Below are 213 nucleotides of genomic sequence, written 5' to 3'. Positions count from 1 at the left end.
TAGCAAATTTTTTCAGTACTGTAAAGTATTGTTACTAACCGGATACAGCACTAGGACATATCCCCAAAAATTATTTGTTGTCACAGCAATTCCTAAAGGTATTATTGCAATCCCCAATAACTCAATCTTAATTCCTTTCATCGCAAATACCTTCGTTACAAACTTGAATTTGGAGTGTGCTTTATAAATTTTTTCCGATTCCCTCAAGTTCGT

1 pseudogene is annotated in these 213 nt (G+C 33.8%); it reads right to left on the bottom strand.

From position 1 onward, the window contains the following. Positions 1–12: 12 nt before the first annotated feature. Positions 13–213, bottom strand: a pseudogene (locus LJE12_RS19950) (hypothetical protein); the annotation flags it as partial.

The sequence above is a fragment of the Blautia sp. DFI.6.71 genome (genome assembly GCF_020593585.1).
GTDB classification, from domain to species: domain Bacteria; phylum Bacillota; class Clostridia; order Lachnospirales; family Lachnospiraceae; genus Blautia_A; species Blautia_A wexlerae.
The sequence above is the reverse complement of the archived record's forward strand: the minus strand, read 5'-3'. Positions and strand labels throughout refer to the sequence as shown.